We start from the raw sequence: 26,584 nt of genomic DNA on the forward strand, positions 1-26,584 counted from the left end.
TCAATCCCGGTCCCGGAGAGACATCCAGACCGAATCCCGAACCAATGCCGCGACCCGAAAAAGGGCTATCCAGGAGTTGAGCGGCAGCTGGCGCGGCCGCCGCGAGGGGAGCGGACCCGACGATCAGGATCGTGACTAGGCTGGCGAGGAGAGTGCGAAATCTTGTCATTTCGGGTCCGGCTGGAGGATGGCAGCGCCGCCGAGAAGGATCGGCGATTGCTCCCGTCCTAGTACATCGTCGCTGAACGACGAATGAATGGCGGACGACCGAGCCGGGTCGTCCGCTGATTTTCATGCCGCAACTAGCGGAGGGTTTTCTGCGCCGCTAGCCGCCCCAGGATCGCGACAACCGCGCCGACTGCCGCCGCGCCGTTGGTCAGCGACACGGCCAGCATATCGTGCGTCGCGGAATCGACTTCCAGGCCGAACAGTCCAGCCATCGCCGCCCCGAAAGCGACAAGCCCGCCCCATACGGTTCGCGATTGATACCACGGCTTTGCCTCGTTCATTTTCCGTTCCTTTCCTTGCTGTTGCGCCGGCGGTCACGCCGGTCGGGAAAAAATCGTCTGCCGAGCAGTCCCCACGCCCCAGACCGGGCCGACCTGGGCGATGGTGGCGACAAGCTCGGCGGGCAGCGCGCCGAACACGGCGGTCTGCTCTTCAGCCGTGAGCACCAATGCCGGCGTTGCGGGCTCGCGCACCAAAACGGCCCCCGATCCGTCGCCGACCTCGATGCGGTAGAGTTCCTGTTCTTCGCCGAGCGGCACGTCGGGGCCATCCCAATTGTCGCCGCCGACGCGGGTTCGGCGAATCCACGACAAGGCCACCGCGCCCGCCGCGTCGAAGGCGGCTTTCGCATGCACCGGCGACAGCGGTTTGACCGCGCGCCGACCAAGCGTGGCGGTGATCGTCACCGTTGCGGGATCGTCAAGCGCCCGGCCGAGCGGAGCCACGCGGACTTCCATCTCGCGGCCGACGTCCGACGTCGTCAGTCCAAGCGGCTCGCAGGCCGCGTCGAGCAAGACGAACGCCGCCCCAGTTGGTGCTCCCACGACCATCGCGTCTTCGGTGCCGCCCTGGGCGCGCAGCAGATCCCGCAACTCGAAGACGCCGGGCGCGATCTCCGCCGCCCTCTCGAATTGCAGCACTTCCCAAGCCCCCGTCGAGCTCCACACCGCGCAGAGATTGCCGCCATCCAGCAGTTCGCCCCTAGAAATTGCGTAGAGCGCGCCCCTGTCGAGCCGCAGCGTAATCGTGTTCCCGCGATCCAGACGTCCTTCCGGCCCCGCACCCAGCGCCGCGATCAACCAGCCAGTGGTTGCCGGGCGTGTCGCCGTCGCTCGCTCCAGGAAAGCGCCGCCCTGCCGGGATGTGGCGATGGAATAGCCCGGCCAGGGCTTGGCCTGCACCGCGAACCGCGCACCATCAATGCCCTGCCCTCCCTCGGGAAGCGGCAGGTCGAGGAGATGCACCAGTGGCCGCGAGGCGATCGCGAGAGCCGGCGGCCGCGGCGGGGTTGGAGGCTCCCCCTGGTCGGCAAGCGAGCCCCTACGCGCCGGCAGACGCCGCGCTTCGATACGGCGGGAGGCACCCGATTCGATCCGGTTCACCAACCAGGCGCCGGGACGCTCCGCGAGGCCGACAACATCGCCTGACTCCAGCGACAAGAGCGACGGTGCAACGCCGAACCGAGCGGTCTCGGCCACGCCGCTCGCCTCCCGCAGCATCGCCGCGGCCAATTCCTTCGCTTGCGCCTCGTCGAGCACCACCGGAAGCTGGATGATGTCCTTGCGGGGATGAGCGGCGCTGGCCCGCACCGCTTCGGCCGAACCGGGCTGATAGGCCCGCGCCGGATCGAGAAACCCGAGCGCGATCTCCTCCGGCCGCTCGCTTGCCTCGCCACGCCGCAGTTCGACATAAGGGCCGTCCTCGTCGGCGAATATCCCGATCTCTCGGCTCGATCGCAGCGAGGCAAGCGAGCGGAAAATCAGTCGCCCGGCCGCAACATGCACGACGGTGCCGGTCAGCCGCAGAAGATCCTCGAGCGTCTCGCGCGCCGTGCCGGGACCGGCGGCGACGTAACCGGTCACGCAGGAATCGACGGCCGAGACGTCGTAATCCGCGATGCCGTGGTCCTCCAAGATGGCGGCGATCAAGACGTCGGCCGGCGCGTTGGCCAGGCGCCCACTCAGCCAGTGGCCCCGACGCCAATTGCCGCCGTCGCTCCACAGGTCGCCGCGCGTCGGGAAGGCGGGATAGGGCCGCGCGTCCCAGGTCCAAACATGGATCGCGGCCGGATCGACCATCCGACCGCCATAGACCGGCGAAATCGGATTGGCGGCGGTCGAAAAGTCCGGCGACGCAGGGTCCCAATACGCCAACTGCGCTTCGAGGAACCGCCGCTGCGCGAGGTCGTCGCGACCTCCGGCGGAAAAATATGGCACGAGGCTTTCCGACGATTTCGGGTCGACGAAGACATTCGGCTGGTTCGCGCCCTTGTCGATCGCCGGGCAGCCAAGTTCGGTGAACCACACCGGTTTCGACATCGGCACCCATGCGGAGGTTCCGGCGGTCTCGACCCCGGCGCGGCGCTCGACATGCGGGTTCGACCACCAGTTCGCCACATCCTTGGCGCGGTAGACCCACGGCTTGCCCGCCGCACCGTCGGTGATCGGCGTGCGGATGCGTGCCGCCCGATCGGCATCGGTGGCATAGTACCAGTCGTAATATTCGCCACCGCCGATCCCGGCTCGCAGCCCGTCCCGATCGTATTGCGAGGACGGTCCCGCCGGGTCCGCATCGAGGTCGCCGTCCCGCCAGTCGGCCAGCGGCAGGTAATTGTCGATGCCGACGACGTCGATCGACGGCGAGGCCCAGAGCGGATCGAGATTGTAGAAGACATTGCCCGAGCCGTCCGTCGGCTGGTAGCCAAAATATTCGCTCCAATCGGCCGCGTAGGTGACGACGGCCGTCGGCATCATGGCCTTGACCTCGGCGGCGATGGCGATCAGCCCCTCGACGAAGGGAAAGCGGCCATCCTGATCGCGAATTCGCGTCAACCCGCGCATCTCCGAACCGATGACGAACGCATCGACCCCGGCCGCCGCCGCGAGCTTCGCCTGATGCAGGATCATGCGCCGATAGGACCATTCGTCCGGCCCGGTATATTCGACGCCGGTTGTCGTCAGCGTGAAGTGCTGCGGCGCGACTGTTCCGAGAAACGCCGCGATATCGGCTCGCGCCGCCGCCGTGCCGTCGGCCGAGCCGGCGCGACCGGTGGCGATGTCGAGCGTCATCCGCCCGCGCCAGGGAAACGCCGCCTGCTCCACGCCGCCATAGGGGTCGGCAAGTCCGTTTCCAGGCGGCACATCCATCAGGATGAAGGGGTAATAGGTCACTTTCAGCCCGCGCGCCTTGAGATCGGCGATAACCCTCAGCACGCCTTGGTCGCTGGGCGTGCCGCCGAAGGCCGGCCCGCCGTCGATGGAACTGACCAGCCGCGCACCGACCCGATCGACGGAGCCGGCGCGCCAGACCTCGGTTTCATCGCGTTGGACGATCTCCACACCCGGCCGAAGGTCGCAACGTCCGGCGCGCAGATCGTCGCCGAACCAGGAAACGACGAGGGCGGCCCGCTCGAGCGACGGGCAGAGCGCGCCGAGTTCGTCGAGCGCGGCCGTCCAGTCGCTGAAACCGTGGAGGACGTTGCGGTTGACGACCCGGTCCTCGCCCGCGCCGAGCCGTTCGCGCACCGGCATCGGGTCGAGGCCGTGTTCGCTGGCGCCCGGGATGATGGTGATCGCCCGCAAGTCGGTTTCGAGCCGCCCGACCGGACGCAGGATTTCACAGGAGATCTGCGGCAAGCGGTTGCCCCAGCGTTCCAGCGGCATCCGCTCAAACACGATATAGGCGAGCCCGCGATAGGCGGGCGCGTTGCCGGCCCCTTGCCGGGCCTCGATCAGCGGATCGGCCTCTTGCGTTTCGTCGCCGCGATAGACACGGTGGACCGTCTCGGTAAGATCGAGTTCCTCGCCGTCCGCCCACACCCGCCTGACGCCAGCGATCGGCCCTTCGCAAAGCCCGACCGCGACATTGCCGTAATAGCTGTAGGTCGTCGTTTCGATGCGCGGGCCGCCGCCCTTGCCGCCGCGCCGTTCGGTGGTCGCGACCTCCTCGAAGCGCGTCGTCCAGATCACCTGACCTGCGACCCGCGCCGTGCCGTAGACCTTGGCGATACCGGCGCCCTCGTCCGCTTCCATGATGCGGCTGTTGCCGAGCCTCGGCCCCTCGCTGCGGCGCGTGCCGCCGAACAGCGAGGCGTCGAGCGATGCCCCGGCGAGCGCGCCGGCCGCGCGGCCTAGAACGGCGCCGAGCGGACCGCCGAGCACGCCGCCAACCAGGCCGCCGGCCGCCTGCAGAAGAATCGTGGCCATGACCTACTCCGGAAAACGAAAGACGCCGGCGATGCGGCGGGTCCAGGCCTGCGGCATCGGCGAAGAAACCACGGTCGCGCCTTCATAGGCGTGGATCAGCCGGCCGCTTTCGTCGAGAATGCCGCAATGCGCCGCCGGTGCGCCGCCGCGCCATCGAAACAGCACGACGTCGCCCGGCCGGGCATCGGCGATATCGACCGCGATCAGATGCCGCCGCGCGGCGTCCAGCAACCGGTCCGGGCCGCCCCGGATCGACCAGTCGACGCCGTAGGGACCGGGATCTTCCGGTTCTTGCCCATAGAGCGCGCGCCAGACACCGCGCAACAGGCCGAGACAGTCGCAGCCGACGCCCTGCCGGCTGCCCTGATGACGATAGGGCGTACCAAGAAACGCGCGGGCTGCGGCGAGCGCGCGAGACGGCGCAAGCTCGCTCATGGCACCACCGGCGAGCCGTCATGGATGCCGTCCGCCTTGGCCACCGCCAGCGCCGCGTCGCTGCCCGGCATATGCGGGAAGCCACGAAAATTCGTGGAATTGGCGAAACGGTCGCGGCAAGTGGAAAAGCGCTTGTCGCAGCCCTGGTTCAGCCGCAACCGGTCGCCGGCAACGAAGCCCGCGTCGATCGACTCGGAGAGCGAAAGGCGAACCGTGCCGAGCCCGGTTTCGCTCGCCGCAACGATATCGGCGGCAAGCCCCACCGCAGCGCCATCGAGAAACTCCAGCCGGCCGTGATCGAAGCCGCCCGGCGCACCGCCCAGATCACCGTCGATCAGGATCGTTACACCCTCTCCGCCATTGACGACGGCTTCGATGGAATAGGGCGGGTCGGACGCCGGAAACCGGCAGCGGGCATCGCCAAAGACCGCGTCGCAGCGACGCCGATAGATGCGTCCGCGCACCCGGTCTCGCCATGCTTGACCTCTCCGAGTTCCGCGACATCCATTAGCACGAAGTCAGCGGGATTCTGCCAGTCGACCACGAAGGTCTCGACCCGCGCCGCGTCGAAGCGGCCGGCGCGAATGTCGGCCTCGCCGATCGCCGCCGAGGACAGCGCGCCCTCGACCTCGCGCGTCGGCGCGGCCAGCCCCAGCGCTTCTTCGGCCTCGCCGCCGGTCAGTCCGGTTGCCGCCTCGAAACGGGTTCCGTCGAAGGTCAGCGCCTCGTCGTGATCGGTGAAGCCGAGAACCACGCCGTCGCGCCGGGTCAGGCGCCAGCAATGGGCCAGCGTCGTCGCCGGGCTTTCCAGACGCTCCGCCAGCCCGGAAGGGATCTGCCTCATGGCCGCACCTCGATCAACGGAATGGATGGGATGTCGCCGGCCTCGAACGCCGCGACATTGACGGCGAGCTGGTCCATGTCGAAGCGCACCGGCACGTCGAATTCGAAGCCGGCGGTGATCGAGAGGCCAACGGCCGGCGCCACCGACAGGGTCACTCCGCCGCTGGCCGTATCGACGTTGAAATCCGTGCCGGCGGCGAGTTCGGTCCCGTCGACGGCGATCCGGACGGTCCCCGGCACCGGTTTTTCGATCGGCCGGCTATAGGCCGCGTCCCCGTCACCATAGATTTTCAGCAACGGAAAGACCGCCGTCGCGCCATCGCCAATACCGATCATCTGGTCGAAGGCCGTGACCGCCTGCCCGTAATTCGACGAGCGCCAGTCGAGCGGATCGCGAAAGCGGAACCCGGTGAGCTTGCCGCGCCGCGCCTCGAAGAAGTCGAGCACCGCGGCAAGGTCGGCGAGGCTCCTGACCCCCGAGCCGGCATCGTAGCGTCGGGCCGAATGGCGATGACGCTGGTTGCGGTGCTCGTAGCCGGTCGACAGGCGCACGATCTCGGTCCGACGCTCCGGCCCGCCGCTGGTGCCGAATGAGACGCGCAGCGGAAACCGTTCTTCGCTGAAGGCTTCGATGGCCATTTCCTACAACCCCCGCCGGCCACGGCTCGCGGCGCGCGCAAGCATCGCCTGGATCTGCGCCTCCGAGCGCTTGAAGCTGGTCGCGTCCGGGGTCGTCACATTGAAGACGATCGACGGTCCTGCGCCCGCCGCCGGTGTTGCGACGCCCAGGGTCCCGTCGGCGCCGCGCTTCAGCGGCAGGATCGCCTCCGCCCCCGCCTCGCCCATCAGGCCGAGCTTGCCACCGGTCGGAAAATAGCTTGGCGCCGCGACGACGCCGCCCTTGGCAAAGGGCAGAATGCCCGTCGGGGTTGAAGCCGTCAGGGCACCGGTCAATCCGCCAACCGCCTTGCCGATGAAGCTCGACGCGATGTTGGTCAGCGGCCGCAGCGCTGCGTCGAGTGCGATGGTGGAAATGCGCTGCCCGAGCTGGCGCAGCACGCTGTCGAAGGATCGGCCGCCGGCAACGGCACCCTTCAGCGCGGAGGTGATCGCCGAGCCGAAGGCGTTCGCCCTTTGAGTCAGATCGCCCATCGCCCGCTCGAAGCCGCTTGTGTCCGCCACGATCGCGACGTTCAACGTCTCGTCCGGTTCCATCCGTTCACCTCTGTGCTTGTGATGTGCCCCAGTCGGGGAAGCGCCGCATCAGCGCGGCCAGATCGGCCCGTTGCGGGGGTATCGCGCCGCCGGTCGCGGTCAGGGGCGCCAGCGCGGCGGCCAGCTCGCGCGGCGTCATCACCCAGAAGGATTGGGGCGAAAGCCGCAGCAGCCCGAGCCCTGCCTCCATCGCTTCCTGCCAAGGGAAAGCCGTGCCGGAGGCCCCTTGCGCTACCGGCACGGCGCTCAAGGGTTTGCGGGTGCCTCGCTCGCCTCCTCCGGCTGTCCGAAAGCGGCCGAAAGCAGCGCCGCCGCCACGGTCGCCGCCCCGGCGACCCCGCCATCGACTTGCATCGCGGCGACGTCGGCTTCGCTGGCATCCGTCCCGGCCCCGCGCAATCCGGCGGCGAGAATGCGCATCAGGTCGCGCGCCGAGAGCCGCCCGCCGCCGAAGCGTTCGGCGAGCGCCGCCAGATTGTCCGAGGCAAAGGCGTCTTCGAGTTCGGCGAGCGCGCCGAGGGTCAGACAGAGCGTGCGCTCACGCCCATCGATGATTGCGGAAACTTCGCCGCGCCGCCGATTGACCGCCATCCTCACAGCACCGCGAAGGTCAGCGCGCCGGCCGATTCCAGCGTTGCCTCGAAGGTGACCTCGCCATTGTGCTCGCCGGCATATTCGAGCGCCGTCACCTGGAACGGCCCGGTGATCGTGCCGAAATCCGGAATGACCGCCTGAAACGGCGCGACGCGGCCGTCGAAGAAGATCTGCCTGAGCGCGGCGTCCGAGGCGGCATCCTTGAAGATGCCCGCCCCGGACAGCGCTGCGCGCTGCACCCCGGCTCCGCCGAGCAGCTCGCGCCATCGCCCGGCGCTTTCGGTGTCGGTGATGTCGACGCTTTCGGCGTTGAACGCGATCCGCCGCGTTCGAAGCCCCGCTACCGTCGTGAAGCTGCCGTCGCCATTGTCGTCGACCTTGAGAAGCAGGTCCTTGCCTTTCTGGGCGGCCATGTCGCGTTGTCCTTTCCCGCGCGGCCGGCGAGCCGGCCAACAAAAAAGGCGGCCCCGAAGGACCGCCCATGATTTGATTTCATCGATGTCGACGCGGCGCTCGCCGCTATCTCGGATAGGCCCCCGCGATCAGGCCAGCGGTTCGGTCACAGCCCGGAACCGCAGGATGCCGTGGTAAGTCGGCGCGTCCGGCTCCTGCCGCGCCTCGGCGAACTGGAGCTGGAGGTTGACCAGATGGTGCCCTTCCAGCGGCAGGGTCGCGTCGTTCAGCTTGCTGGCAACCTTGTCCATGATTTCATAAGTCTCGCGCTTGCCGCCGCCCTTCGCCCACACGTGCAGGGTCAGGATATGCTCCGCCCCATCCTCGGTCCCTGTGGACCAATCGACGACCGCCGTTCGGCCGAACGTCAGATAGGGAAAACTCGCTCGTTCCGGACGGCGGTCGAACACTTTCGGCCCGCCGAGCAGGGTCGTCAGGGCCTGGTCTGAGGTCAGTGTCTGGAAGATCGTCGTCTGTAATTCAGCGCTGGGATGTGCCATGGCCAGAAATCCTCGCTCACGTTTTCTGACAGGTTGATATATGGAGTGTAGCACCTTCCTGTCAGGGGCGCTCGTGACCGTTTGGTTTAAATTTTCGTAACCTCGTCGTGAGTCGTTAACGGGGCTTCTGCGTCGCCGTTCCCGCCTTGTAGCGTTCTGCCGGACACTTCGGCGTGTAGCATCGACCATGCCTCGGGAATGTTAAGGATTCGCGATGTTGAAGGCAGAGATTGAATCCTCGCTTCTCCACCCGTACGCCGCACCTTGCCCAGCGCCGCGCCAATCACGCGATGGGCGGCCGCGCCGAGACGAAGGCGCTTGAGCCGCGCTTCGATACGCATCAGCGTTCCTCCGCGCAGCGGCACACCAGAAACCGCCCGGTCTCGTCCGGATCATGCACCGAAAGGATAGCGAGGCGGCGCGTGCCCAGGCGAAACGCGCGACCGCGCTCGACGTCGGTCGTCCAGCGGCAGATCACCCGATGGGTCACCACCACCTCATGCTGATCGAAGCGCTCGCGAGCGACCACCGAGACCGGCTCGACATGCACCGAGAGCTCGCGAAGCTCCCGCCATGTGGTCGACGCGCCGCCGGCGCCATCCGGCGTAAGATCGGCGGTTTCCAGAACTGCGCGTTTGCGCAGCAGCGCCGGGTCGAGAAACAGCGGCGCCATCAGATTCGGACCCTGCGATAGGGGGCGAGTAGCGAGCGGGCCAGCGGAGGAAGGACGGCCGGCTGTTGGGAAGGATCGACAGCGGCCCGCAACTCATACGACGCCGCCACGATGGTTCGCAGCGCCAGAAGCAGGTTCTCCGGAACCATGCCGACCGCGAACCCCGCCTCGAACTCGACCTCCACGCCGTTCGCCGCCGCCATCCTCACTGCTGGCGACAGCCGGATCGCCTCGATGGTTTCGCGGGCGGCGCGGATCAGATTCGCGATCAGCCCGTCCTCGTCCGCACGGTCGATCCTGGCCCAGATCTTGATATCGGCGGCCGTCATCGGCTCGACGCCACCGCCAAGGTCGATCATCGTCATCATCGTCTCCGGAAAAGGAAACGGCCGGGCAAGAGTTCTGCCCGGCCGGTGCTGTCAGGGGAAGCTCAGAGCGAGAAGTCGAGGAACTTGGCGGCGTCGAAGTCCTGGACGCCGCCGCCGACGCGCTTGGTCGTATAGAAGAGGACGTAGGGCTTGGCCGAGTAAGGATCGCGCAGCACCCGCACACCCTGCCGGTCCACGACGAGGTAGAACCGGCCGAAATCACCGAAAGCGATCGCCTTCGCGCCCATCGCGATGTCGGGCATGTCTTCCGCCTCGACCATCGGAAAGCCCATCAACGTTGCCCGTGCGCCGGCGCCGGTCGGCGGTTGCCACAGATAGGTGCCGTCAGCGTCCTTCAACTTGCGCACGGCCGCCTGCGTGCGCCGGTTCATGACGAAGCTGGCGTTCTGCCGATAGCCGGCCTTCAGCGCATAGACGAGATCGAGCACTGCGTCCGCCGCGCCGCTGGCCGCGAAACCGCCGGCAGCGCCGGTGGCGACGGTGCCGATCGAACCCCACGCCCAGGCGCTTTCTGCTACCGTTGGATAGGTCATGAAGCCCTTCGGCTTGGCTATGCCGTCGCCATTGACGAAAGCGGTGCCCTCCTGGGCCGCGAAGGCCTGTTCGACCTCCTCGCCGATCCACCGGTCGATATCGACCGCCGCGTCATCGAGCAGCGCGTTCGTCGCCGCCGGCATGGCGTAGAGTTCCATGGTCGGAAAGGTGAGTTCGGCGAGCTGCGGCGCCGTCGTCTGCGGCCGGGCGTCGGATTCGCCCACCCAGCCGGTCTGCGCCCCGGAGATCGCGAAGGGCTTCTTCAGGACCGCGGCGGAGACCGTGCGCACCGTGGCGATGGAGCGGATCGGCGAGATCGCCGCGAGGCGCCGGCCGATCTCGGTTTCCGTCTCGTCGGGCACCAGGAAGCCGCCGTCGGCTCCGGTCAGGCTCGACATCGCCTTTTCCTCGATCCGGCGCATGCCCTGTTCGTCACCGGCGCGGACATAGCGCTCGAAGGCCTGCTTATGCTCGCTCGGACCGGCGTTCTGCCGGCGCTCCAAACCTCCGAGCGCCGGGCGGGTCTCCTTCAGCACCAACCGCTCGAAGCGCCGCTCCTGCTCTTCGAGCGCCTTGTTGATGCGGTCGACCTTTTCCTCGGTGATGACGTCGGCGCTCATGCGCTTCTCGATATCGCCGAGGCGTTCGTCATTGGCTTCCCGGAAGCTCTCGAAGGCCTCCATGAAGTCATGGAAAGCCGAACCCGCCTCGGGGCCGTGCGCCTTCGTCTCCGGCGCGGCGTTGGAAATGTCGCTCATGCGGTTCTCCGTTCTGCTTGGGATGGATGGTCAGCGGACTGTCGCGTCGCGATCGGCGCTCAGGCGGCCACAGCCCGCCGTTTCCGGCCGGGCCAGATCGACCCGGCCATGAGCCGTGCGCGTTCCTGCATCGGAAAGGTCACCAGAGAGATCTCCCACAGGTCGATGGTGACGAGGCGTCGGCGGATCGGTCCGACCGCCCGCCGCGCGAGCTTGGTCTTGAAGCCGATCGACAGCCCGTCCAGCGCCCCGGCGGCGATCAGTTCGGCCGCCTCGTGACCGGCTTGCGTGCGAAGCGCGAGCCGGCCTTCGACATAGAGCCCCGTCCGGTCTTCCCGGATCAGTGCCCAGGTTCCGACGGGGCGGCCGGGATCGTGCTGCCAGAGCATGCGAATGCCCGACACGCCCCGCGTCACGACGGATCCGGTAAACGCGCCGGGCTCGATGACGTCGCCCGCAAGATCCGCGTCCCCGAAGATCGCGGCGTAGCCCCGCAGACGACCGGAAGCGTCGGGTCCGACGAGTTCGGTCGACGCCTGTTCGTAGGTCATCGGTCCCTCCATGGCGCCTTGTCCCGGACGCTGAACAGCCGTTCCGCGAAGCGCGCGAGAATGCCGAGCGCCCACCAGGCGCAAAGGCTGGCCGAGGCCGACCCCATCAGCACCAGCTCCGTCGAGCTCAGGGTCTCGTCGAGACCCAGATGCTCGGCCAGCATCAGCCCGGCTGGCGGGCCGAAGACGACGCCGGTGACAATCCCTATGAGAAATCGCGACGCCGCCTCGCGCCGTCCGTGCGGCAATAGATAGGCGACCGAAATGGCCGACCCCGCGACGGCGCCTGCGATCTTGGCGACCCACAGCGCCAGGGCCGACAGCGGCTCGGCGCTCATCGTGGCCACCTGGCGCCGGCAGCGCCGCCACGAGGCTTCACGTTAACAATCGCATGGGTCGTTTGCATCGTTCTGTCGTCCTGAAATCTTGTTGGCGAAACAGGCCTTTGGAGCGGAACTGATCGGTTGCCGCTCTTTTTTGGCCTCGATTTCGGCGTTACTCCTCTGCCCCGTACCCAACGGCCACGCGCTTTTCCGAACGCGTCAGGAAGTCCGCCGCGCCGACCCGCGCCAGAGCGCCTCTCGTTCGGCGCTTAGGCCGTCCACCTGGTCGAGATCGACGCCGAGCCTAAGCTCGGGCGCCGCGAAATGGCCGCCGAGCCAGTCGCCGATCGCTCCGCTCAACCGGGTTATCAAGGGCAGCACGGTCAGCCGGAAAAAGGCGCGGTTCGCCTCGGCGTAGTTCGCGTAGGTCAGGTCGCCCGGTATGCCGAGCAGCATCGGCGGCACGCCGAAGGCCAGCACGATGTCGCGCGCCGCGCCGTTGCGGGCCTCGATGAAGTCCATGTCCTTCGGCGACAGCGCCATCGCCTTCCAGTCCAGCCCGCCTTCGAGCAGCATCGGCCGACCAGCGCGCGCCGATCCGGCATAGCCGCTTTCGAGCTCAGCCTTGAGGCGGTCGAATTGCTCCGGCGCGAGATTGCCGCCGTCGGTGGGCTGGTAGACCAGTGCCCCGGACGGACGGGCGGAATTATCCAGCAGCGCCTTGTTCCAGCGCGAGGCGGCGTTGTGCAGGTCGAGCGCCGTTTGCGCGGCGGCTAGCGGCGAATAGCCGGCCATCTCCGCCAGCGGATGGAACAGGCGCACATGCAGGAGCGCGCTTGGCCGGCCGTCGCTGCCTTCGGCGGCGATGCGGCGGACCGAATGGCCGGCCCTGTACTCGTAGCCATCCGGCCATCCGTCGCGCCCTTCGATGATCCGGACCCGATCCGGACGCAGCGAATACAGTGCTTTGATCTCACTTTCGAAGTTTGCCACCTCGAGATAGGCGTTGCCCGACAGGAGCAGATGGCCGCACAACGTCTCGATGAGGCTCGGCCCATCCGTCGCGGTGTTCGGCCTGCGCAGCAGATCGAGGATCGGATGCCGGACGACCTCATTCGCACCGTCGTAAAGAACAAAGGGAATGGCCGCCGCGGTCTCCGCGATCAGTCGCACCGAACGGTAGACGATCGGGTTTTGCATGAAACCGAGCCGCGCCAGCGCCTCGTAGGATCGTTCGCTCCAGGCGCCGGGATCGGCCGCGCCCGAGAACACCAGCGTGCCGCCGGCATAGCCCGCAGCCTTGCTTTCGCGTCCCGCGGCATTCGCACCGACGGGCGCGCGCGTCTCAGCGCCGCCGAGCCAACCGGCGATCGTCGTCATCAGTCCCATCGATGTCTCCAGGTTATCGTCTTCGGCGCCGCCCGGCTTAAAAGCCACGAACCCGTGGTTCCCGCGCCGGTCCCATCAAAGCCGTCACGGCCCAAACCAGTGCGTCGAGCCGGTCGGGTGACCGGCCGCCCGTCAGCCCATCGGGACCGAAATCGGCCATTTCATCCTCGAGCTCGGGAAACCGTCCCGCATGGCGCACGTGGCCCTGTTCGTAAAGCGCCGCCACTGGCTCCGCCCGCACCCATTTGCCGCGGCTTGCCCGCACGGCGCGGAACGGCACTTGCGGTGCGCAGGTCCGGATCACCGCCTCGACCATATCCCCGCCCTGGTTGACTTCCGCGATGATGCGGTCGGCCGCCAGCCGCTCGTAAAGCGCCACCGCCGTCCCTGCCCACTCATGCGGTTTGGCCCCTTGGCGCGAGGCATCCGCAAGGACGTAGACGATGCCGTCGGCGGCACACCCGGCCGCCACGATGCCGCAGGCATCGGAGCGCGCCGTCGCCGTCGCCGGCGGATCGATCGCCACCACGATGCGTCGCAAATCCGGCGCGGCCCTCACACGCGCGCGCTCGATCGCTTGTAGATCGAACAGCGCGTCCTCCCGCGCTTCGATCATCAGACCTTCCAGTTCCTGTCGCCCGAGCCGGGAGCCGCCATAACGGGCATCCATCGCGGCCAAAAAGCCAGGCGCGAGATTGCGGGCGTTCTCCGCCGTTCGCATGTGGCTCGTCACCGTCGCCGGATCGGCGATCAGCCGCTTCAAGAGCGGGATCGGCCGCGGCGTCGTCGTGAACAGCGCCCGGGGTTGCTCGCCAAGTCGCAATCCGAACTGCAAATTGTCGAAACAGGCCTCGCCATGGACCCATTTGGCGAATTCATCGCCCCAGGCCGCATCGAATTGGTAGCCACGCAGCGCGTCCCGATCCTCCGACGAAAAGATCTGGGCGATCGCACCGTTCGCAAACACCACCCGGCGGCGGCTCACCTCGAAAACCGGCCGCGGTCCTGTCGAGACGGCCATTAGCCCGCTTTCGCCGTCGACCATCACCTCGCGCGCATCACCGAGCGTTTCGGCGATCAGTGCGATCCGGCCATGCGGCCGGGTGGCGAATAGCCCATCGCCCGCCGCCATCGCCCGCATCCATTCCGCACCAGCTCGGGTCTTGCCGGATCCCCGGCCGCCGATCAGCAGCCATTGCCGCCACGCGCCGGGCGGCGGCAATTGAGCTGGCCTTGCATAGGACGGCCACATCGGCATCGCCGCCCGAAGCGCGGATGCCGGAGTTTGCTCAAGGGTATCGCCGGTCTGGTCCCAGAATTCGGTGTCCGACAAAGGTCGGGCGTCCTTTTGTCCGCCCTCTATCTTCCCTTCCCGCTCCGCAGCGTCCGTCATCAGGCCCCTGCCGGCACGCCGGCCGGTTCATCGGTGCCCCGCTTCTCCGGCGTTGGGGCCGCCCCGTCGCTCGGCGGCGTCGCGGCGTCGCCGGCGAACGCGCCCGTAGCGGTGTCGAACAGCGCCGGTCCAGCCCGCCGCCGCGCATCGAGGCTGCGCAGCCGGTTCAACAACTCCTCGCGAAGCCGCGCCGTCTCGGCCTCGTCCTCGTCACCGCCTTGGGCGGCGAGCATTTCGAGCCGTCGCAGTTCCAGAAGCTTTTCCAATGTGCGGGTCATCAGGACGAGGAGGTCGATGCGCTCCTTGGCCGCCACGAATTCTCGCGTCCTGTCTGTCCCTGCGCCGGCTGCCACCCTCGGCCGCCCTACTGCGGACCGGCCAGGCGTCGCTTTGACCGGTTTATATTCCTTTATCGCGATTTCGAAGACGTCGATCTCACGCGTCAGGAGAGCCAAGAGCCGATCCGATGGCAGCTTCACCATGTTCCGCTTCCCTCTCATCTACCGGGATATTCGGCAGGATATCAAGGATACCCCACAGAAAAGGCGGCTGGGGTGAAGACCCCGCCGCCCGCAATTTCTCGACTGTATGTGAAAGCTAGCAAACCACCGTGACGGTGTCAAGGAATATTTTCATATTTCCGATCGAACCTGTTCAAGCCGCATCGTCCATCGGGTTCGTCCCGGGCCATTCCGCCACGTACTCTTCGTAGTCCTCCAGTTCGATCCCCACTTCGCTGACCGTACGGTCGCGCACCGATATGCCGGCTTCATGCACGGTCTCTCGATCGCCGGATAACAGATGATGCCACCAGTAGAGATCGCGCCCCTCGCCCACCAGGCGATAGGCGCAGGTCGGAGGCAGCCAGGTCAGCTCACGCACCTTTTCCACATCGAGCGCGACGCAATCGGGCACGGTGGCTTGCCGGTTCTCATAATCGCGGCACCGGCATGCGTGTCCGTCGAGCAGCTGACAACTCACATTCGTCCACGCGATCTCGCCGGTATCCCAGTCTTCCAGCTTGTTCAGGCAGCAGCGTCCGCAGCCGTCGCACAGCGATTCCCACTCCTGCGAGCTCATCGCCTCAAGCGGTTTCTCACGCCAAAAAGGCTTGTTGCCGAAATCACGCATGGGCGAAATGTCTGACCTTTCTCGCGACTTTTTCATGTGGCCTAGGTATATGGGAATGACAGGGTTTTCTAAAGGGACGTTGGTAACCGGGGTTCGCGGGCGGCACGCTTTGTCGTCGCTGCGACGGGCCGCTGGCCCCCGCCAACAGTGACAGGTTGAAGTTGCAGAACTCCTCGAACAGAACTCCCCGGCGCCGGCAGCCGTCGCGATTGATCGAGATCGATGCCTGGATCGACTCCAGCCTGTGGCGATTTTTCCGCGCCTTCGCCGCGTGGTGGGAAAACGTCACAATCGTCTCACGCAAGTTCCGGGCGCGCGGCTTCAACCGGTTCGTTTTCGAGGTCGCCGGAGAAGGAATGACCCTCGGCCTGGCGGGTTTCGTCCTGCTTTTGGCGCTCGCGCAACCGGCGATGAAGGTCACCGCCAAGGGACTGCCGCAAGAAACCGACTTCTCGGTGCTGTTCCTGGATCGTCACGGGGATGAGATCGGGCGACGCGGCGTGCTTAGGTCAGCGGAGGTGCCGATCGATGAATTGCCCGATTCGTTCGTCAAGGCGGTGCTAGCGACCGAAGATCGGCGATTCTTTGAGCATTGGGGAATCGACCTGTTCGGTCTCGGTCGGGCTCTGTCGGAAAACGCACGCGCCGGCGGCGTTGTGCAGGGCGGCTCCACCCTCACCCAGCAATTGGCCAAGAACCTGTTCCTGTCGAATGAGCGGACCCTGGATCGCAAGATCAAGGAGGCGTTCATCTCCCTCTGGCTGGAATCCCACCTGACCAAACGCGAAATTCTCGCGATGTATCTCGACCGCGCCTATATGGGCGGCGGCAGCTTCGGCGCGGCCGCGGCAGCCGAATTCTATTTCGACAAGAACATCCGCGACGTCTCGATGGCCGAGGCCGCGATGCTTGCGGGTCTCTTCAAGGCTCCCGCCAAATACGCTCCTCACATCAATCTGCCGGCGGCCCGCGCTCGTGCGAACGAGGTGCTGACCAATATGGTCCAGGCCAACTTTGTCACCGAGGGTCAGGTCGTGGCCGCTCGTCGGCAACCAGCCATCTCCGTTGACCGTTCGGTGACGCAGTCGCCCGACTACTTCCTCGATTATGCCTTCGAGGAGGTCCAGCAGATCGCCCGTGACAGCGGCCTGAAGCAGCGCAATTTTATCGCCCGCGCCACGATCGACCTGAGGCTTCAGCAACTCGCGGACGAGGCAGTCGAATACCACCTGCGGCAGTTCGGCACGAAATACGCCGTCGAGGAAGCCGCGATGGTGGTGCTTGGTGACGATGGCGGCGTGCGCGCCGTGGTCGGCGGAAGAGACTACGGAATCTCGCAGTTCAACCGCGCGACGAGGGCGCTGCGGCAGCCGGGTTCCTCGTTCAAGGCTTTCATCTATGCCGCGGCGATGCAGGCCGGAATGAAGCCGGAAGATACTATCGTCGACAGCCCCGTCACCATCGGCAATTGGTCACCGCAAAACTACGGCCGGTCGTTTGCCGGCCGGGTGACGCTGGCCAATGCACTCGCGCGCTCACTGAACGTGCCGGCCGTCAAGCTCAGCCAGAAAGTCGGCATGGACGCCGTGACCGCCACAGCGAAGGCGATGGGTGTGGAATCCCCTCTGCGTGGCGACAAGACGATGGCGCTCGGGACGAGCGAAGTGACGGTCCTCGACCAGGCCACAGCCTACGGTGTCTTCGTCAATGGCGGCATGGAGACCCGACGTCACGCGATCACGCAGCTTTCGGATGCGTCGGGGAAGACGCTCTGGGACGTGCGGAATGATCTGCCGCCGCGTCGCCGTGTGCTCAGCGAGGAAGCAACCAAGTCGATGAACGAAATGCTGGTCGGCGTCACCGAGCGCGGCACGGCGAGGCGGGCACAGCTTTCGATGACCCGTGTGGGCGGCAAGACCGGTACGACGCAGAGTTATCGGGACGGCTGGTTCGTCGGCTACACCGGTAATTTCAGTGCTGCCGTCTGGTTCGGCAACGACAGCTTCAAGCCGACCAACAATTTGACGGGCGGCTCGCTACCCGCAATGACTTGGCAACGCTTCATGGAGGCGGCCCACCAGAATATCGAATTGAAGCCAATCCCGTTCATCGACAACCCCTTCCCGGACGAAAAGCGCGAGGTTGCCGCGGCCGATGGCGACGCGCCCGCTGCCCGCGGCCCACAGACGCTCAGGAAAGCCGCGGAGGATGTCCTGGCCGACATTGCCGAGCGACTCGAAACCTTGCCGCCGCTTGAGCCCGATCAACTGGCAGCGGCGCGATCGGCGGCCGATGCGGCCCCGGCGCGGCAATAAGCTTCCAGGAGCTTCAGACCTCGCGCCGAATGAGGAAAAGTGGGAACCGGTTTTCCGCCCGCATTCTGCGCTCACTGACTGGAATTGATCGCCTTCATGAAATCGGATCGACTCGGTCCTGTTTCATCGTGATCTATCGGACCGGATAATTGGCTTATGCGTTACACCCTCCTCGTCCTGATTGCCCTGGCCATCGCGCTCGGCCTCGGTGGCTGGTCGGCGAACTGGGCGTTGGATGAATCGGCGGAGATCGGCACCGTGACGGTAGGCCCTTGGGCGGCCAATCCATTTGCCGGCTCTCCCGACGCCGACCCCTATTCCAAGGCGCGTTTGGCGCGGGTAGGCAATCTGACGCTTGGCATTGGCGAAGGCATCTTGTTCACCGCTGACCGAGACGGTGCGGATCGACCGCTGCGCCGCCAATGCCAATATAGGATTGCCGGACAAACTCCGCCCACCCGGATCTGGACACTCTCCCCGTATACGCCGGAGGGCCGGCTGATCCAGCCCGGCACCGGCAGGGCTGGCTGGCTGACCTCGCACAATCTCATGCGGGCCGAGGACAATTCCTTCATGGTCGCGATCGGCCCTATGGCCAGAGCCGGCAACTGGCTCGCCACGTCCGGTCAAGGGCCGCTCGTCCTTGCACTGGCGCTGTATGACACTCCCGCCAGCGCATCCAGCGGCGTCGACAGTCTTTCCTTGCCCGATATCGAATTGGAGACCTGCTTCGATGGGTAAGCCGCTTCTTGCCGTCGCGATCGGCCTGGTGGGCGCGGTTATCGTCCACATTGCCGTGATTTTCGCCATGCCGCACGTCGCGGGAAACAATGCGTGGGCACGTTTCTCCAACCTTGGGCAAATTTACGATATCGTCAGCGTCGAACCCTTGCGCAGCGCCGGATCGGACGTGATCGCGCCGATGCTGGGGTCGGACCGGCAGGATTTCGCCTTTGTCGACCCCGCATTCGTCACCGCGAGTTGCCGCTTCTCGGTCGCGAAAGGACCCGTTCGCATCCTTGCCAACTATGACGAGAGCCCCTTCTGGTCGGCCTCGATCTACGACCGGCGCGGCGACAATCTCTACAGCATCAACGACCGGTCGGCCGTTGACGGCATGTTCAATCTTCTCGTCGGAAGCAAGGAACAGATCGTCGAGTTCAATGCCGATCTTGGCCCGGACACCGAGGAGACCACGATCCCGGTGGAACTCGACCTGAGCGAAGGCTACATGACCATTCGCGTCCTGGTCGATGAGGAAAGCAAACGCCCCTCTGCCAGAGCCTTCGTCAATTCACTGCGATGTGAGCCAATCGAACCGGCGGTGGCGAGCCGCCCGGACAATCGCGACAGCTGACCCCGACCGCCCTCCTCAAGCGATCGTCATGCCGATCGCTTCTTATCACGGTCTCGTGACGTGCCGGTCGAAGCGATGTCTTGCCGCGTCGAGCGATTCACGACGAATACAGGGCAAAAGGATGATCTCGCCCTTTGATTCACGCGAGCGGATTTCGTTTCGCCGGCGTGCCGGGGCCGGGCCACGGGGCACAAATTTCAGAACGACTGTCACGGTCCGCTTCCCTTCTGGCTGGCCGACTTGATCGGCACCGGCGCGTTGCTCGCCGGCCTCCTTGCGAGAGCAGACCCCAGGAGGGTTAACAGCTTGCTAAGAAATCTTGCGTAATTCTTCGCGGCGAGGAAACCATTGATCAACCATCCAGGAGTCCCATGAAGGACGTCGTGCCGAGCATTTTTCGATCACTCGAAAAGGAGGCCGGCCAAGGCGGTTTCGACACGATCGTGGCTGCCGCCGTCGCAAGCTTTGCCGCCCATCGCAATCCGAGCGAGCGGCAGGCGCACGAATTCGGTCGGCTCGTCGCCCCGGCCTGGGACAAGATCGGTACCAAGACGAAACGCGCCCTCGCGGCAGCACTCTCCCAGTCCCCGCGGGTTCCGCGATGCATCGTCGAAAAACTCATCGCCGCCCCCATCGTCACTGCGGCGCCATTCCTCTTGGCGAGCCCCTGCCTGACGGCTGACGATATCGAGACGCTCGCCAAAAGGTCCAGCCCGAAGCTGCAACGTATCCTGGACCGTCGGCGAGCGGCCGAACAAGCGACGCTCTCACAGCTTGCCGAGGCAGCAGTCCCGGCCGCCGTGCCTGCTCGCACGATCGCCCCCTTGGGCGCGGCGAAAAAGAAAGCGGCAGACGTCGTCGCCGCCGACGAGAACGTCGCGCCCAAATCGCACACGGGCGAGCCAGCGAATGTCAGCGCGGCGCGCGCCACCCTGCTTCGCTTGGCTGAACCCGGAAAGCATCTCGCCAAGCCCGGGGCCAGCGCCCCGACAACGGTCGGCGGCGTCGTCGAAATGGGACGGTCCGGATGCAAGCAATTGGCCTATGACGGTCTCGCGCACATGCTGACACTCACGGCGTCTCGCATGCAGGAGATCATCGACGATCCGACCGGCGAGATCCTCGCTGCGGCTTTGAAGGCGATCAGCGTGGGTCCCGCTGACGCCTTGACGATCATCATGCTGCTGAAACCGCGGATCGGCCTGGACATTGCCGCCTTCACCGCGATGAAGTCCGCCTATCGAGACCTCGACGTCGATGCGTGTCGCGGCCGCTTCGGACTTTCCTCCGCGCCCCCCGCACGCAAGCCGGCCACCCACCAGCGCCAATACACGGACCTTGAACCGAGAATTGAAGCCTCGGCCCCTCGCCCCGCCTTCGGCCGGCGTCGCGTGCTACCGTCCAGAACCGAGCAACTCGGCACCAAACGCTGACGCCTGACGACTGACGATCTTCCCGCCGTGATTCCGCGCTGGCCATTTGCCGTCAGCGACAGGCACGCCCGTCGATACGGGTCAGCCTTCGACGATCTGGAGAAAGGTCGGCGCGTCGTCCGTTTCGATTTCGACCACCCAGAAATCCGGGTCGAATCTGGCCTCACGCGCAAAACGCGCTTCAAGCGCGGCCTCGTCATCGACCGGTTCCGGCATGAATTGCCGCAGGCCGCTGTCGTCGTTGAGGCTTTGAACCGCCGGCCCGAAAAGCTGGATCTCCCCGGCGCGATTCCGCGTCACCACGTAGATCGCGCCGGCCGAATCGGCCCCCTTACGAGCCACGACGGCAAATCCGCCAGCGGCGAACAGGCGGCGGACGAGTTGCGCCACAAAGAGTTCGCTGGTTATGCGCATCGCTACGGCACGGACCTCAATCGACTGCGCCAATCTCGATCAGACGCTCGAGAATCCGAGCATCCGGCGAGCCGGTAATCTCCAGCCCCTCCAGGGCCTCGAAGGTACGGATGGCGGCCCGCGTCCGCTCACCGGGAATTCCGTCAGACGAGAGTTCGGCGACCTGTGCCGCCGTCAGGCCGGCCTGGATACGGCGCACGAGTTCGTCCTGGTCGAGCGCGGCAAGTCCGGATTCAGCCAATCCCTCTGGAATTTCCGCTGAACCGTCGGCCATGCCGGAGCTGCCGCCCATCCGTTCGTCGAGGCTGGCGAATTCGTCCGGTCGCCGCGAGGGGTTGGGCGCATCCGCCGAAGCCTGTCTGATCTGCGCGAGCAGCAGCGGCGTTGCCGCCCCGTCGGCTGTCAGCCCATGCGCCTTCTGAAAGTCGCGGATCGCGGCTTCCGTCGCGGGGCCAGGCTTTCCGTCGACGGGCGCACGGTAGTGACCGATTGCAGTAAGTCCGGCCTGAACCTCCCGAACGAGCGGAACCGGCATCAATCCGTGCGTGTTCGCCAGGCGCGGGCGCTCTATACCCTCGGCCCCGCCCCGCGTGGCCAGGATCGGGCTGGGGTGCGGCCCAGCCTGGCCATAGATCGCATTGCCGGCCATTCCTGCGAACAACACGCCGAAGGCCGTCAGCCCGGCAGATAACGCCGGACGCCGCCAGACGCCGGCAGCCGCCGCCATCACGCCGCGTTTTCCGAACGACAGAAGTCGACCGCCGAAGCTAGGCCGTGCGCCGCGTCGCGGGGGTTTTCGGTTGGGGTGTCGTTTTTGTACGGGCATCACTGAGTGCTACAATATTTTCCTTGAGAGACTGTGACTTGTCTGTTCGTCGAGTGCAGTCGGTCGGCAGCCGCACGGTCACCATCGTGCCGATCCCTGGCTGACTGCGAATGGTCATGGCGCCACCATGCAATTCCGCCAAGCCTTTCACCAGGGAAAGCCCGAGCCCCGTGCCTTGATAGCGACGCGCTGGCCCGGAAGACAGCTGGGTAAAGGGTCGGCCTAGCCGCTCTATATCCGCTTCGGCGATCCCGATGCCGGTATCGCTCACCGAAAGCTCGATCGCTCCGGCATCGATCTGGCTTTCGAGCGTGATAACGCCCGAATCCGTGAACTTCACCGCGTTCGACAAGAGGTTCAGAAGTATTTGGTGACAGGCACGCTGGTCGGCGATGATCGTCTCGCCCTGGCAGCTGGAACGCACGTCCAGTCGCAGGCCCTTGCGTCGTACTTCCTCGCGCACGACGCCGGCGGCGGTGATGACCGCTTCGTCCATTGAAAACGGCTCGGGCGTCAGCTCGTATCGACCGGCCTCGATCTTGGAGACGTCGAGCAGTGAGTTCACGACCGACAGCAGATGCTGGCCCGATTGGCGGATGAGGCCGACATATTCCTTCTGCCGTTCGCTCTCGAACCCGCCGAAGAATTCTTGATCCAGAATATCGGAGAAACCGATAATGGCGTTGAGGGGGGTGCGGAGCTCGTGGCTGACGGCTGCCAGGAACTGGCTCTTGGCGGCAGATGATTGGTGCGCGGCATCGAGCGCCACCTGCAGCCCCTGTGCCACCTTGCCTTCTTCGACGGCGAGCGTCATGGCGATGTGGACCAGAGCCGCCCGATCATCGGCCGCCGTGGCGACTAGGAACCGCATGACGGCCGGGACATATTGTCCGTCCGGGCGGCGAAGCCGCCCTTCGACGCGAGAGCCGCGGCCGTCCGTCTTGGCGTCGGCCATCGCCTTCAAAAAGGCGATACGATCGGCCACCAGCACGCTGTCGAGGAGCCGCAGCCCCTCGATACTCCCGCCATTTTCCGAAAACAGCGTACGCGCGCCCTTCGAGGCAAAGACGATCCTTCCCTCGACGTCGAGGCTCACCATCGCCGCGCCGAATAGCTCGGCGGCATCGGCCATCGGATGAACCGATGTCCCCGCCGGATGTCCCTCCTGTGCAGGGCGCTTCGCGCTCCTGCGGGCCACTGTCGCGACATAGGCGAGTAACAGCACGGCCGACGCGAGGTCCGCAGGCTGGATCGTCGATGCGCTCTCCGCAAGCATCACCGCCGAGCCGGCAACGGTCGCCGCCGAGCCGGCGAGACCAAGAGCCAGCTTGCGCCGTCCCGCGATAGCCGCCTCCCCCGGCGCGATCGCCAGCACCAGAAGCCAGGCCGCGAGCGGGGCTTCGACCGCGTAGGCGATCAGCCCGAGTGTTATGGAAAGAAGTGTGCCGACGAGCCAGGCCACATGATCCAGCGCGCCGGTTGCCGAGAGATAGGCCGCGGCAGCCAGAGTCAGGCTCGCGATGATCATCGGAGTCGCGGCGGCGAGAGCACCGGCCTGAAGCACGGCGAGCACTGGCGAAGCCATCGCCATGAGGAGACCGGCGACAATGAGCGCACCGATCGCTCGTCCCTGGAGGCGGCGCTCGCTTGGAACAAGGACCTTGGCCGCAACGAGCTCGTCCAACCGTTCGCGAAGCTGCGACATGGCGCCGGCCGGCGCCGCCACTGCCCGACCGTTGTTCGACGCCTCTGTCATACACGCACTCGCATTCGCCTTGCCTCGTGGGTCCACCATTGTGAAAATGCCGGACCCAGTGGCTTGATCGCGATAATGCGGACCACCGTTTAAGGAAGCCATAAACCATGCCGCCGCCGACGCCGCCTGCGGCCAAGATTACCGGGCCAAAGGCAGATTCGGACCTTGATGATTGCCGTTATGGTTAATGCTTCGCGACAGAACCGTCGCCCTCACGCGAAACAGCCGCGATCGTAGGGCGAGCATCCCTCGAAAGAAGCTGTGGACAAGCCGCGGGATCCGCAATCCGTAAAATTTGAATCAAACATGTCTCGCAGTTTCAACGCAGCCTTTGTCCCCCGTCGGCATTATGCCTTCACGAAACGCAATTGACCGGGCCGAGAGATCCAGCCCTCACCGGCAAGCGTCCAGAGGCAATTTGATGATCCGGTTCATTCTGAAATCAGCGTTCTTTCTCGGCATCGTGGCGATGCTTCTTCCGGGCGGCGACCAGGGCGACAATGCCGGCCAAAATCAGGTCGACGTCTTTTCCACTTTTGTCGGCGCCCAGGCGGCGATCGCCGACTTGTCCAACTTTTGCGACCGGGCACCGACGGCGTGCGATGCGGGCGGCAATCTGGCCCGTTTTGCCGGCGAGCGGATCGGGGACGGAATTGCCCTTGCCTATAATTTCGTCGAGGCAGAGCGAGATGGCAGTCCCGCCTCCGGGAATTCGGCGGCGGTTCCGCTCTCACAATATCCGGACGCGATCGTCACTGGCGCGGTCGACCGCGCCCTGTCGCTCGCCTCGTCCCGCGCAACGCAAGCGCGCCAGCCTGTTGCCATGCCACGCCTCGATGAGCCGGCGAATGCGCGGCATGTCTTGCTTCCATCCGCGACGATCCCTGGACATGCCGCCCTGTCGCGTCTGCCGATCCCACGTTCGGCGCCCCGCACCTGACATCGACCTCCCATAGCCTTATATCCAGCGTACCGTCCGACACGAACGCTACCTCGCGCGGAATGAGGAAATGTGGGAACCGGTTTCCCGCTTGCATTTCGCGCTGACTGGCTGGAATCGATCATCGTCATGACATCGGATCGAATCGATCCTATTTCATCGTGGTCGAGGGCCGCTCGGGAGAAAGAATGCCGACGATCGAAGACATCACCGCTGATTTCGAGTTCCTCGACGATTGGGAAGACCGGTACCGCTATCTGATCGAGCTCGGGCGTTCGCTGCCGGCGATGCCGGAGGCTGAACTCAACGAGGCCAACAAGGTTCGCGGCTGCGTCAGTCAGGTCTGGCTGACCACTCAAACCGACGATGCCAGCCCGCCCCGTCTGTCGTTCCTTGGTGAATCCGACGCCCATATCGTTCGCGGTCTTGTCGCCATCGCCCTCGCGCTTTTCTCCGGTCGTACCGCGCCCGAGATTTTGGAGGCCGACGCCGAGGCGACCTTTGCGCGACTGGGATTGCAGGACCATCTGACACCGCAGCGCTCCAACGGCCTCCGTTCGATGGTTGCGCGGATCAAGGACGATGCGCGGCAGGCTCTCGCCGCCGCCTGAGCCTCGCCGCCATTCGTTGCGCCCGGCGCCGGATATTCACCGGCCGCTGATCGTCGGCCGGTAATCCTCCGTTCCCCACTGCCGGATGCGCGAAGAACGGGACGTGGTGCTCCCGGCCATGCCATAATGGCGAGCCAGAACGCCAAGGCCGGCTTTCAGCAGCAGTTTGGCGGAGCGCGCTGGCCAGCGCCGTTCCCGCTCGACGGTTTCCAGTCCCTTCAGGAAGCAGCAGATGTCGACGAGAACGCCCGCGAGTTCCGGCCCGACAGCCTTGATCGCGGCATTGACCCGTTGCCGCGCGTCGATCGCCGAATCCGACAAATCGCCCGCACCGCGCCGGCTCCCCTTCTCGTGGGGCTGGGCATCCCAACGCTGCGTGATCCCGGGCATCAACTGACCGCGCGTGAAATCGGCCCGCAGCCGCTCCCCGGCCAGCGCTTCCGCTTCGGCCAGGAACGGCTCGCCGCCCTTGCCGCGTCGCTGGGCCAGCCGCGCCAAAGGGGACTCGTTTGGATTGTAGCCGGCAAAGGCCGCCATCAGGCGTCTCCCCGCCCACATCCCTGATCGCATGTTTCGAGCGCCGCACGGACCGCGTGTGCCAAGCCTTCCAAGCGCTCGACAGCGGAATCGAATGCCTGATCGTCGCGTCGATCCTCGATGCGGCGAATGGCATAGGCAATCGTCGTGCGGTCGCGTCCGAACCCCTCGGCCATCGCGGACAAGGGAATCTGGAAGGCGACATGGGCCAGATACATGGCGACGTGCCGGGCCTCGCATACGCTGGCGATCGCCCGGCCGGGCCGTTCGATCTCCCGGACGGGGATGGCGAAGAAGGCGCCGGCGATTTCCCTTGCCAGCCGGCAGGTGCGCCAAACCGCCTGGTGATCGATCCCGGTAACGCGGCCTGCCTCGGCTTCCCTCGGCCCCGCATCGCCGCGGGCGACAGGAGGTAGGTGCAACGGTCGGGTGGAAACCCGGTCTGCGGAAAAGGACTGCATCGCGTTTGACCTCCTGTTGGCGGCGACAATCCGTCTATAGGCCACCACTGCCAAAAGGGGAAATAATTCCTATTGCACTCAGCGATGCGCAGAAAAACCCTCTAAATATTAGGGTTAATCGCCCACCCGCCAGCCCAGATTAGAGGATTTTATCCCCGCCCCCACCAATTGCCGGACTCTTTGCGGACTACTCACCGGAGCGTCCGCATGACTAGGCTCAGGACTCATTGATCAGAGCCAGAAGATGACGGCGGCTGCGATGCAGATGGCCGAGAAGAAGGTGTGGGCGCAACGATCGTAGCGGGTGTGAATGCGCCGCC

General features: G+C 65.8%; 31 protein-coding genes and 2 pseudogenes. 6 read left to right on the forward strand and 27 right to left on the reverse strand.

Annotated elements, in window-relative coordinates:
* Positions 1-302: 302 nt before the first annotated feature.
* From VSX60_RS15320 to VSX60_RS15420, 21 genes and pseudogenes are all read right to left on the reverse strand, one after another.
* The gene (locus VSX60_RS15320) at positions 303-509 is read right to left on the reverse strand and encodes a hypothetical protein (protein WP_327625125.1); all 207 of its coding nucleotides are present in this window, start codon (positions 507-509) and stop codon (positions 303-305) included.
* Positions 510-542: 33 nt separating this feature from the next.
* Complete coding sequence (locus VSX60_RS15325; protein ID WP_327625126.1) at positions 543-4,433, reverse strand: baseplate multidomain protein megatron; 3,891 nt, start codon at positions 4,431-4,433, stop codon at positions 543-545.
* A gap of 3 nt (positions 4,434-4,436) precedes the next feature.
* On the reverse strand, positions 4,437-4,868 hold the full coding sequence (locus tag VSX60_RS15330) for an NlpC/P60 family protein (protein ID WP_327625127.1): 432 nt from the start codon (positions 4,866-4,868) through the stop codon (positions 4,437-4,439).
* Positions 4,865-5,320, reverse strand: a complete 456-nt coding sequence (locus tag VSX60_RS15335) for a DUF2163 domain-containing protein (RefSeq protein WP_327625153.1) — start codon at positions 5,318-5,320, stop codon at positions 4,865-4,867. The genes VSX60_RS15330 and VSX60_RS15335 overlap by 4 nt, the downstream gene beginning before the upstream one ends.
* The gene (locus tag VSX60_RS15340) at positions 5,212-5,712 is read right to left on the reverse strand and encodes a DUF2163 domain-containing protein (protein WP_327625128.1); all 501 of its coding nucleotides are present in this window, start codon (positions 5,710-5,712) and stop codon (positions 5,212-5,214) included. Before VSX60_RS15340 ends, VSX60_RS15335 begins: the two co-directional genes overlap by 109 nt.
* Positions 5,709-6,350, reverse strand: a complete 642-nt coding sequence (locus VSX60_RS15345) for a DUF2460 domain-containing protein (RefSeq protein WP_327625129.1) — start codon at positions 6,348-6,350, stop codon at positions 5,709-5,711. Before VSX60_RS15345 ends, VSX60_RS15340 begins: the two co-directional genes overlap by 4 nt.
* A 3-nt stretch (positions 6,351-6,353) precedes the next feature.
* Positions 6,354-6,926: a phage tail tape measure protein gene (locus tag VSX60_RS15350; RefSeq protein WP_442872886.1), complete on the reverse strand. Its 573-nt coding sequence runs from the start codon at positions 6,924-6,926 to the stop codon at positions 6,354-6,356.
* 4 nt (positions 6,927-6,930) lie between these two features.
* A complete protein-coding gene (locus tag VSX60_RS15355) occupies positions 6,931-7,167 on the reverse strand; it encodes a rcc01693 family protein (protein WP_327625130.1) in 237 nt (78 codons plus the stop codon).
* A gap of 5 nt (positions 7,168-7,172) precedes the next feature.
* Positions 7,173-7,517 (reverse strand): gene transfer agent family protein, encoded by a 345-nt coding sequence (locus VSX60_RS15360; RefSeq protein ID WP_327625131.1) that lies wholly within the window; start codon positions 7,515-7,517, stop codon positions 7,173-7,175.
* Positions 7,518-7,519: 2 nt separating this feature from the next.
* Entirely contained in the window at positions 7,520-7,933 is a 414-nt protein-coding gene (locus VSX60_RS15365; RefSeq protein WP_327625132.1) for a phage major tail protein, TP901-1 family, read from the reverse strand.
* 129 nt (positions 7,934-8,062) lie between these two features.
* Positions 8,063-8,473, reverse strand: coding sequence for a DUF3168 domain-containing protein (locus VSX60_RS15370; RefSeq protein ID WP_327625133.1), 411 nt, complete (start codon positions 8,471-8,473; stop codon positions 8,063-8,065).
* 86 nt (positions 8,474-8,559) lie between these two features.
* Entirely contained in the window at positions 8,560-8,814 is a 255-nt protein-coding gene (locus VSX60_RS15375) for a hypothetical protein (RefSeq protein WP_327625134.1), read from the reverse strand.
* On the reverse strand, positions 8,814-9,146 hold the full coding sequence (locus VSX60_RS15380; RefSeq protein ID WP_327625135.1) for a phage head closure protein: 333 nt from the start codon (positions 9,144-9,146) through the stop codon (positions 8,814-8,816). Before VSX60_RS15380 ends, VSX60_RS15375 begins: the two co-directional genes overlap by 1 nt.
* Positions 9,146-9,511 (reverse strand): head-tail connector protein, encoded by a 366-nt coding sequence (locus VSX60_RS15385; protein ID WP_327625136.1) that lies wholly within the window; start codon positions 9,509-9,511, stop codon positions 9,146-9,148. The genes VSX60_RS15380 and VSX60_RS15385 overlap by 1 nt, the downstream gene beginning before the upstream one ends.
* A 65-nt stretch (positions 9,512-9,576) precedes the next feature.
* Positions 9,577-10,827, reverse strand: coding sequence for a phage major capsid protein (locus VSX60_RS15390; RefSeq protein WP_327625138.1), 1,251 nt, complete (start codon positions 10,825-10,827; stop codon positions 9,577-9,579).
* A gap of 59 nt (positions 10,828-10,886) precedes the next feature.
* Positions 10,887-11,378, reverse strand: a complete 492-nt coding sequence (locus VSX60_RS15395) for an HK97 family phage prohead protease (protein ID WP_327625139.1) — start codon at positions 11,376-11,378, stop codon at positions 10,887-10,889.
* Positions 11,375-11,716 carry a DUF6107 family protein gene (locus VSX60_RS15400; protein WP_327625140.1) on the reverse strand — a complete coding sequence of 114 codons (342 nt, stop codon included), beginning with the start codon at positions 11,714-11,716 and terminating at the stop codon, positions 11,375-11,377. The genes VSX60_RS15395 and VSX60_RS15400 overlap by 4 nt, the downstream gene beginning before the upstream one ends.
* A 157-nt stretch (positions 11,717-11,873) precedes the next feature.
* A pseudogene (locus tag VSX60_RS15405) lies at positions 11,874-13,081 on the reverse strand (phage portal protein).
* A 46-nt stretch (positions 13,082-13,127) separates the two neighbouring features.
* Positions 13,128-14,348 (reverse strand): DNA-packaging protein, encoded by a 1,221-nt coding sequence (locus tag VSX60_RS15410; RefSeq protein WP_442873109.1) that lies wholly within the window; start codon positions 14,346-14,348, stop codon positions 13,128-13,130.
* Positions 14,349-14,482: 134 nt separating this feature from the next.
* Positions 14,483-14,965: a hypothetical protein gene (locus VSX60_RS15415; protein ID WP_327625141.1), complete on the reverse strand. Its 483-nt coding sequence runs from the start codon at positions 14,963-14,965 to the stop codon at positions 14,483-14,485.
* Positions 14,966-15,137: 172 nt separating this feature from the next.
* Entirely contained in the window at positions 15,138-15,614 is a 477-nt protein-coding gene (locus tag VSX60_RS15420) for a YcgN family cysteine cluster protein (protein WP_327625142.1), read from the reverse strand.
* A gap of 161 nt (positions 15,615-15,775) precedes the next feature.
* On the opposite strand from VSX60_RS15420, the gene VSX60_RS15425 reads away from it, so the two are divergent.
* The 4 genes from VSX60_RS15425 to VSX60_RS15440 all read left to right on the forward strand — a co-directional run bounded on the left by VSX60_RS15425 (position 15,776) and on the right by VSX60_RS15440 (position 20,719).
* Positions 15,776-17,929 carry a transglycosylase domain-containing protein gene (locus VSX60_RS15425; RefSeq protein WP_327625143.1) on the forward strand — a complete coding sequence of 718 codons (2,154 nt, stop codon included), beginning with the start codon at positions 15,776-15,778 and terminating at the stop codon, positions 17,927-17,929.
* 156 nt (positions 17,930-18,085) lie between these two features.
* Entirely contained in the window at positions 18,086-18,670 is a 585-nt protein-coding gene (locus VSX60_RS15430; protein WP_327625144.1) for a DUF1214 domain-containing protein, read from the forward strand.
* Complete coding sequence (locus tag VSX60_RS15435) at positions 18,663-19,286, forward strand: DUF1254 domain-containing protein (RefSeq protein ID WP_327625145.1); 624 nt, start codon at positions 18,663-18,665, stop codon at positions 19,284-19,286. The genes VSX60_RS15430 and VSX60_RS15435 overlap by 8 nt, the downstream gene beginning before the upstream one ends.
* A 371-nt stretch (positions 19,287-19,657) precedes the next feature.
* Positions 19,658-20,719: a hypothetical protein gene (locus VSX60_RS15440; RefSeq protein WP_327625146.1), complete on the forward strand. Its 1,062-nt coding sequence runs from the start codon at positions 19,658-19,660 to the stop codon at positions 20,717-20,719.
* Positions 20,720-20,800: 81 nt separating this feature from the next.
* Here the strand turns inward: VSX60_RS15440 and VSX60_RS15445 are convergent, their stop codons facing one another.
* Genes VSX60_RS15445 through VSX60_RS15455 form a run of 3 tightly spaced genes read right to left on the reverse strand, consistent with a single transcriptional unit; the run spans position 20,801 to position 23,715 of the window.
* Positions 20,801-21,133, reverse strand: a complete 333-nt coding sequence (locus tag VSX60_RS15445) for a DUF1491 family protein (protein WP_327625147.1) — start codon at positions 21,131-21,133, stop codon at positions 20,801-20,803.
* 16 nt (positions 21,134-21,149) lie between these two features.
* Positions 21,150-21,860 carry a peptidoglycan-binding domain-containing protein gene (locus tag VSX60_RS15450; protein WP_327625148.1) on the reverse strand — a complete coding sequence of 237 codons (711 nt, stop codon included), beginning with the start codon at positions 21,858-21,860 and terminating at the stop codon, positions 21,150-21,152.
* 40 nt (positions 21,861-21,900) lie between these two features.
* On the reverse strand, positions 21,901-23,715 hold the full coding sequence (locus VSX60_RS15455) for a sensor histidine kinase (RefSeq protein WP_327625149.1): 1,815 nt from the start codon (positions 23,713-23,715) through the stop codon (positions 21,901-21,903).
* Between the two features lie 421 nt (positions 23,716-24,136).
* Here VSX60_RS15455 and VSX60_RS15460 point away from each other — a divergent pair, with 421 nt between their 5' ends.
* Together VSX60_RS15460 and VSX60_RS15465 are read left to right on the forward strand one after the other, a co-directional pair.
* Positions 24,137-24,655 (forward strand): DUF5330 domain-containing protein, encoded by a 519-nt coding sequence (locus tag VSX60_RS15460; protein WP_327625150.1) that lies wholly within the window; start codon positions 24,137-24,139, stop codon positions 24,653-24,655.
* A gap of 188 nt (positions 24,656-24,843) precedes the next feature.
* Positions 24,844-25,266, forward strand: a complete 423-nt coding sequence (locus tag VSX60_RS15465) for a SufE family protein (RefSeq protein WP_327625151.1) — start codon at positions 24,844-24,846, stop codon at positions 25,264-25,266.
* A 36-nt stretch (positions 25,267-25,302) separates the two neighbouring features.
* On the opposite strand, the gene VSX60_RS15470 is transcribed toward VSX60_RS15465, so the two are convergent.
* The 3 genes and pseudogenes from VSX60_RS15470 to VSX60_RS15480 form a co-directional block, all read right to left on the reverse strand.
* Positions 25,303-25,803: a DUF6456 domain-containing protein gene (locus tag VSX60_RS15470; RefSeq protein WP_442873108.1), complete on the reverse strand. Its 501-nt coding sequence runs from the start codon at positions 25,801-25,803 to the stop codon at positions 25,303-25,305.
* Positions 25,803-26,264, reverse strand: a complete 462-nt coding sequence (locus VSX60_RS15475) for a helix-turn-helix domain-containing protein (protein WP_327625152.1) — start codon at positions 26,262-26,264, stop codon at positions 25,803-25,805. Before VSX60_RS15475 ends, VSX60_RS15470 begins: the two co-directional genes overlap by 1 nt.
* A gap of 231 nt (positions 26,265-26,495) precedes the next feature.
* Positions 26,496-26,584 (reverse strand): annotated as a pseudogene (locus tag VSX60_RS15480) (IS5/IS1182 family transposase); the annotation flags it as partial.

The organism is Aurantimonas sp. A3-2-R12 (assembly GCF_036016755.1).
In the GTDB taxonomy this organism is placed as follows: Bacteria; Pseudomonadota; Alphaproteobacteria; order Rhizobiales; family Rhizobiaceae; genus Aurantimonas; species Aurantimonas coralicida_A.